This window comes from Streptomyces sp. GC420, assembly GCF_009916105.1.
GTDB lineage: Bacteria > Actinomycetota > Actinomycetes > Streptomycetales > Streptomycetaceae > Streptomyces.
Genome location: NZ_JAAAXQ010000389.1, coordinates 1 through 6,995, shown reverse-complemented (window position 1 = coordinate 6,995; position 6,995 = coordinate 1). Strand labels below are relative to the sequence as shown.

Genomic DNA, 6,995 nt, shown 5'->3' with positions numbered 1-6,995 from the left:
CCGTCGCCTCGCCCGCCGCCCCGCCCGCCGCCGCATCGGTCAGCGGCCCCGGCACCGGATCGAGTCCGGGTCCGGGTCCGGATACCGGATCGGCCGCCGGGGCCGGGTCGGGAGCCAGTGCCGGATCCGGGGCCGCGCGGAATGGGGAACGCCCCAGTACCTCGCGGCGTCCGGCACGGCCGGTGGGCTCCGGGTCGTGGCGGGGCTCATGGGGGTCGGGTGTCATCGTCGCCTCCGTCCGGTCGGGCGTCGCGCCCTTTTCATGCAGGTTGTCCGTCACGCGAAGAGCCTCCGCCAGGTCTCCGGCCCGGGGTATCCGTCCGCCGCGGCGCCCCGCCAGCCCTGGGCGCGCTGGAAGGCACTGACGGCCCGCCGGTCGGCCTCGCTCCAGCGGGAGCCCGGGCCGTTGGCGTAGTACCTGCCGTAGCCCTTCTTCACCAGTTGCCGGCCGAGCCGCTCGACGTCGCCGCCGGGGCGGAAGGCCTCGCGGCCCGGGAACGGCGGCGTGTTCCGCGCGGCGGCTCCCGGCCGCACGTCCGGGTCTGTCCGCACAGCGGCCGGGGTGCTCCGTCCCCGACCGCTGATCAGGCGGCTCCAAGTGTCCGGGCCCGGAAGGCCGTCCGCCGCAGGGCCGGTCCAGCCCTGTGCACGCTGGAACGCCTGCGTGGCCAGCCGGTGCGACTCGCTCCAGCGGCTGCCGGGGGGCCGGCTGTAGAAGCGGGCACCTCCCTGTTCCATCAGCAGCTCCCCGAGCAGCGCCACGTACGCGTTGTCGGCGCCCGGTCCGAAGTGCCCCACGCCCGGGAACGCGGTCGCGCCGACCGGGCTGGGGGCGCCACCCGCCACACCGGCCACCACGCCCTTGTAGCGGTACGGCACATAGCGCGCGGAGTTGCTCGTATACGCGTACGGGGTCAGGATCCGCCGCGCGTGCGGCTTCGTCTGCTCGTACGCCATGTACGTGGTGCGGGCCGCGTCGGCCCAGCCCCCGAAGATGGTGACGTGCGACCCGGTGGTCGGATTCGCGGGGTTGTGGAAGAGGAGGATGTCGCCGGGCGCCAGTTCCTCACGCGTGATCCTCACGGCGTGGCCGGGGAGGCTGCCGGTCCACTCGTTGCCGCCGAGGGCCCAGGCCATGGAGACATACCCGGAGCAGTCCTGGCGGTAACCGTCGGTCCAGTACGACGTCAGGCTGTACGGGACGCGGGCGGTGACCCACCTCTCGGCGCGGGCGATGATCTGCTTCCGGGTGATCGGCTGGGGCGTTTGCGCCGATGGACGGCCTGGAGCCCCTTGGACGACTGCCCCGCCGAGCGGCGCCTGTTCCCCCTGCGGAGTGCCGTCCGGGACCGCGGTACCGGGGACTCCGGCCCCGCCGGGCACGGCGCCGGGCCGTGTGACACCGCCGGCCGTGCCGGAGGGCACGGCGCCGCCGGACGTACCCCCACCGGGCCGCGGCGCTCCCTGGCCGCTCACGGGCAGGGAGGCTCCGGGGCCACCTGCCGACCCGGAGGTTCCGGAACCGGCAGCGGACCCGGGAGCGCCGGAACCGGCAGCCCTCGCAGGGATGCCGGCACCGGCCGGGGCACCCGGCCCGGTGCGGGCCCGGGGTCCGGCCGCACCCGCGGGGCCATTGGCACCCGGCGGACTCCCCGCCACGGCCGCGGCGCGGCTCGGTGTCACAGCGGTCCCGGGCCTGCGGGCCGAGATCGCGGCGGCCGGGGTGGCCGGGGCCGCGGCGGTGCCGGTGGCCGTGCCGGTCGCGGCGGGCATGCCGGTCGCGCGCGCCGGTCCTGGAGTGTCCGTGGCGTGCGGGGCCGGGGCCGGCCCGGGAGTGTCGGCGGCGGCGATCCGGGTGCCGGCTCCCGTGAGTATCGTCCCCGCGGCGGCCAGCACGAGTGCCCGCCGGGCCCTGTGGGCGGCGGGATGGCCGCCGGCCCGGCGCGGCGCACGGTGCGGCGCCTCGCTCCGCACGCGCACGCAGCCTGGGCACACGCAGTCGCCGGCGGGCTCGAACTCCTCGAAGACCGGCAGCGTCATCAGCTTCCTCTCCCCACATCCAGGGCACTTTTTACGCTAATTGTCAGAAAATATCCCATACTGACGGTCCGATATGTCGCTCCGACCCGCCGGGCGGCCCGACCACCACCCCGCGGCCCGCACGCTCCGACACCCACGCCCCACGGCGCGGGTGTCGGAGCACTCCTCCGAATCGGGTAAGCTCTTGCAGGTCAGCAGGCGCCGCTAGCTCAGTTGGTTAGAGCAGCTGACTCTTAATCAGCGGGTCCGGGGTTCGAGTCCCTGGCGGCGCACGCGCAACCGAGGCCCCCTCACCGACGGCGAGGGGGCCTCGTCCGATCCGGAACGCAATCACCCGGGGAGGAGGGGTGCATGCCAGGCGCGAGACGGGCCGCCGCACACCTGCGGCTCGCGGCACCCACGACACCCGTATTCACCGGCACACCGGGCGCACCGGCGCGCCCGGACTTCAGCGGACCCACCAGGTCTCACAAACCGCACGTATGTCCGGTAACGTACTTGTTTCGCTCTTGCGATCATGACGGGCGTTCGTGGACCCTGACTTCCCTGAGCCATCGACTTCAATGGGGCGCATTGTGCGTGGAGTTGGCTGGCCCGGCGGTTGCGACCGCCTGCCCGGGGAGGGTTGCCGGAACATCGGGGCGCGGCCCCGTAGTGATCGGAAACACAGGGGCGGGCATCATGCAACCGGAAGACCACATCTTCCTGTCCTATGGAAATGTGGTCTACCACTGATACGTACGGAACCCGGTCGAGGGGGACCTGGTCACCGGCGAAGGCAACCGACACCACGCAGCCAGCCAGCATGCGTGCGGGGGGATGACTCATGACCTCGTCGACGCCTAACGGCGCCCGACCGGACCGCGATGATCCAACGCGGACCACTCAGCTGCGGATTCCCGCACAACTGCGGGCCGGGGCGCAGCGACTGCGTACGAAGAAGCCGGTACTGCCCAAGTACGACTACGAGCACTACAGCCGGCTTGCCGGGCCCCTCACCCAGCCCGACCCTGCGAAGCCGTACAGGGTCAAGTACCGTTCGCTGCTCTCCCAGGAGCCGCACCGCATCCGTGCCGCCCTCCTGCTGGGTGCCGCGCCGCTGCTCTCCCTGGGCCTGTTCGTCTGGCTGATGCAGCCGCAGCACTGGACCGAGCGCGACCCCAACCTCAAGAATGACACCCTCCTCGTCCTCGACATCGTGATGCTGGTCTCGATCGGCCTGATCGAGCTCTTCCGCACGATGAACGTGCTGTCCAACGCGCATGCGACGCTGGTCGCCCGTGACCCGATACCGGTCGTGCCGGAGTCGGGCACCCGGGTCGCCTTCCTCACCTCCTTCGTGCCGGGCAAGGAGCCCCTGGAGATGGTGACGAAGACCCTGGAGGCGGCGGTGAAGATCCGTCACCGGGGCCTGATGCACGTCTGGCTGCTCGACGAGGGCGACGACCCCGCGGTCAAGGAGGTGTGCGCCAGGCTCGGCGTGCACCACTTCTCCCGCAAGGGCGTCGCCAAGTGGAACCAGTCCAAGGGCCCGCACCGCGCCAAGACCAAGCACGGCAACTACAACGCCTGGCTGGAGGCGCACGGCGACGAGTACGACTTCTTCGCCTCCGTGGACACCGACCACGTCCCGATGCCCAATTACCTGGAGCGGATGCTGGGCTACTTCCGCGACCCCGACGTGGGCTTCGTCATCGGCCCGCAGGTGTACGGCAACTACGACACCTTCGTCACCAAGGCCGCCGAGTCGCAGCAGTTCCTCTTCCACGCGCTGATCCAGCGCGCGGGCAATGCCTACGGCGCCCCCATGTTCGTCGGTACGAGCAACGCCGTGCGGATCAAGGCGATCAAGCAGATCGGCGGCCTGTACGACTCGATCACCGAGGACATGGCGACGGGCTTCGAGATGCACCGCGCCCGCAACCCGCAGACGGGCCGGAAGTGGCGCTCGGTCTACACCCCCGACGTGCTGGCCGTCGGTGAGGGACCGTCCGCCTGGACCGACTTCTTCACCCAGCAGCTGCGCTGGTCCCGTGGAACGTACGAGACCATCCTCAAGCAGTACTGGAAGGGCTTCGGGACGCTTCCTCCCGGCAAGCTCTTCAACTACACGATGATGATCATCTTCTACCCGATGTCCGCGCTGAACTGGATCCTGGCCGCGCTCAGCTGCGCGCTGTTCCTGGGCATGGGCGCCTCGGGTGTGCAGATCGACCCCGCGATCTGGATGATGCTGTACGGCAACGCCTCCGCGCTGCAGATCGGCCTGTACGTCTGGAACCGCCGGCACAACGTCTCCCCGCACGAGCCGGAGGGCTCCGGCGGTGTGGCCGGTATGGCGATGTCCGCCATGTCCGCCCCGCTCTACGCCCGCTCGCTGATGGACGCGGTGCTGCGCCGCAAGAGCAAGTTCGTGGTGACGCCCAAGGGCGAGTCCTCGAGCCCCGACACGTTGTTCGGCACCTTCCGGATCCATCTCTTCTTCATCCTGGTCTTCGGCGGCTCGATGGTCGCCTCCTTCTTCAACGGGCACAGCCACCCCGCGATGATCACCTGGGCCGTGCTGGCCATGCTGATCACGGCGGCGCCCGTCTTCCTGTGGCGGCACGCCTGGAGCCAGGAGAAGAAGAAGCGCAGGGCGGCCCGGGCCGCTCGCCGCGGCGCTCCCGCCGAAGCCGGGGCCGGAGCCGGAGCCGGGACCGGGAACGGCCCCGGAGCGGCGGCCGGATACGCCGAACAGGAGTCCGCGGCGGCCGGCGGCCACCAGCACGCCTACGGCCAGGGACAGGGTTACGGCCAGGGACAGGGTTACGCCCAGGGCCAGGCCCCGGGGCACGCCCCGCAGCCGAATCCGGGCTGGGCCGCGAACGCGGACGCCGATCAGACCGTGCAGATCGCCCTTGGGGGACGTAAGAAATGAAGTACCGTCCGAGCCGTCGCACCAAGCGCCTCACGATAGGCGCGGTGGTGGTGCTGGCGCTCGCGGGCATGAACGCGCCGGCCATGTACCGCTTCGGGTCCGCGCAGTACCACGCGTACAAGATCAACCAGCCCGAGTACAAGGCCGAGAACGGCAAGTGGGAGCTCCTCGACATACCCGAGGAGTTCCGCCTCAACACCATTCACGGCGCACTGCTGCACACCGGGAAGGTGCTGCTGGTCGCCGGCTCCGGGAACAACCAGAAGAACTTCAACGCCAAGAAGTTCACCTCGGTGCTCTGGAATCCGGCCGACAACACCTTCAAGAAGATCCATACGCCCAAGGACCTGTTCTGCTCCGGCCACACCCAGCTGGGCAACGGCAATCTGCTCGTCGCGGGCGGCACCAAGCGCTACGAGAAGCTCAAGGGCGACGTCACCAAGGCCGGCGGCCTGATGATCGTCCACAACGAGGACCCCGACAAGCCGATCACGCTTCCCGCGGGCACCCGGTTCACCGGCAAGGAGAACGGCAAGACATTCGTCTCCAAGGACCCGGTCCTGGTCGACCCGGCGAAGAAGATCTTCGACAAGAAGACCGGCGCCTTCCTGCGCACGGAGGCGGGGCTCGGCCGTATCTACGTCGAGGCGGAGAAGTCCGGCGCCGAGTACGAGACGGGCACCGAGGACAATTACCGGGTGCAGGGCCTGAAGGGCTCCGACACGCGCAACGTCTACGGCATCGCACAGAAGCTCGCCCTGGACAAGAAGGACTTCCAGGGCATCAAGGACGCCTTCGAGTTCGACCCGGTCGCCGAGAAGTACATCAAGGTCGACCCGATGAACGAGGCCCGCTGGTACCCGACGCTGACCACCATGTCCGACGGCAAGGTGCTCAGCATGTCCGGCCTCGACGAGATCGGGCAGCTGGTGCCCGGCAAGAACGAGGTGTACGACCCCGAGACCAAGTCCTGGGAGTACGCCGAGAAGATCCGGCAGTTCCCGACGTACCCGGCGGTCTTCCTGCTGCCGAACGGCAAGTACTTCTACTCGGGTGCCAACGCCGGATACGGCCCCGACGACGTCGGCCGTGACCCGGGCCTGTGGGACTTCGAGACCAACAGGTTCAAGAAGATCCCCGGCATGAGCGACCCGAAGCTGCTGGAGACCGCGGGCACGGTCATGCTGCCGCCCGCCCAGGACCAGAAGTTCATGGTGATCGGCGGCGGTGGCGTCGGCGAGTCGCGGGACTCCAGCAAGAAGACCCGGATCGTGGACCTCAAGGACGACGCGCCGGAGTTCACGGACGGCCCGGAGCTGTCCGAGGGAACCCGCTACCCGCAGTCCTCGATCCTGCCCGACGACACCGTGCTCATCACCGGCGGATCCAACGACTACCGGGGCCGCGGCGGCTCCAACATCCTCCAGGCGCGGATCTACGACACCGAGAGCAACAGCCTGCGCCGCGTCGCCGACCCGCTGGTGGGCCGCAACTACCACTCGGGATCGATCCTGCTGCCCGACGGCCGGCTCATGATCTTCGGCTCGGACTCGCTCTACGCCGACGAGGCCAACACCAAGCCGGGCACCTTCGACCAGCGCATCGAGATCTACACTCCGCCCTACCTGTACGGCGAGGGCGAGAAGCACCGGCCCGAACTGGCCGGCGCCGACGAGACCATGTCCGTCGGGCGCGGCGAATCCGCCACCTTCACCTCGAAGGACGCGGCCTCGCTGAAGACCGCGCGGCTGATCCGGCCCAGCGCCACCACCCATGTCACCGACGTCGACCAGCGGTCGATCGACGTGGACCTGAAGAAGACCGGCGACGGCGAGATCGAGGTGACGGTGCCCCAGAACCGGAACCTGGTGCCGTCCGGCTGGTACATGCTGTTCGTCACGGACGACAAGGGAACGCCGTCGAAGGCGGTGTGGGTGGAAGTGCCCTGACCGTCGCACCGTCCCCGTCCCCGTCCCCGTTACGGCCGCACAGGGCGATGGACGTCGAAGGAGGGGCGGCCCCGGTGAGAACCGGG

3 protein-coding genes, 1 tRNA gene and 1 pseudogene are annotated in these 6,995 nt (G+C 69.9%); 3 read left to right on the top strand and 2 right to left on the bottom strand.

Annotated features, from left to right (window positions below; all coding sequences use genetic code 11):
• A pseudogene (locus tag GUY61_RS39370) lies at positions 1–280 on the bottom strand (hypothetical protein); the annotation flags it as partial.
• A complete protein-coding gene (locus tag GUY61_RS39365; RefSeq protein ID WP_313896968.1) occupies positions 277–1,476 on the bottom strand; it encodes a peptidoglycan-binding protein in 1,200 nt (399 codons plus the stop codon). The pseudogene GUY61_RS39370 and the gene GUY61_RS39365, both read right to left, overlap by 4 nt.
• A gap of 762 nt (positions 1,477–2,238) precedes the next feature.
• On the opposite strand from GUY61_RS39365, the gene GUY61_RS31965 reads away from it, so the two are divergent.
• The 3 genes from GUY61_RS31965 to GUY61_RS31955 all read left to right on the top strand — a co-directional run bounded on the left by GUY61_RS31965 (position 2,239) and on the right by GUY61_RS31955 (position 6,909).
• Positions 2,239–2,312 (top strand) — tRNA-Lys (locus tag GUY61_RS31965).
• Between the two features lie 554 nt (positions 2,313–2,866).
• Entirely contained in the window at positions 2,867–4,960 is a 2,094-nt protein-coding gene (locus GUY61_RS31960; RefSeq protein ID WP_243766907.1) for a glycosyltransferase family 2 protein, read from the top strand.
• On the top strand, positions 4,957–6,909 hold the full coding sequence (locus tag GUY61_RS31955) for a kelch motif-containing protein (RefSeq protein ID WP_166633799.1): 1,953 nt from the start codon (positions 4,957–4,959) through the stop codon (positions 6,907–6,909). The genes GUY61_RS31960 and GUY61_RS31955 overlap by 4 nt, the downstream gene beginning before the upstream one ends.
• The last annotated feature ends 86 nt before the right edge of the window (positions 6,910–6,995 follow it).

Bases quoted from the DNA above. Each gene is read 5' to 3' on its own strand.
- GUY61_RS31955 (WP_166633799.1), top strand. From the start codon at position 4,957: ATGAAGTACCGTCCGAGCCGTCGCACCAAGCGCCTCACGATAGGCGCG.
- GUY61_RS31960 (WP_243766907.1), top strand. From the start codon at position 2,867: ATGACCTCGTCGACGCCTAACGGCGCCCGACCGGACCGCGATGATCCA.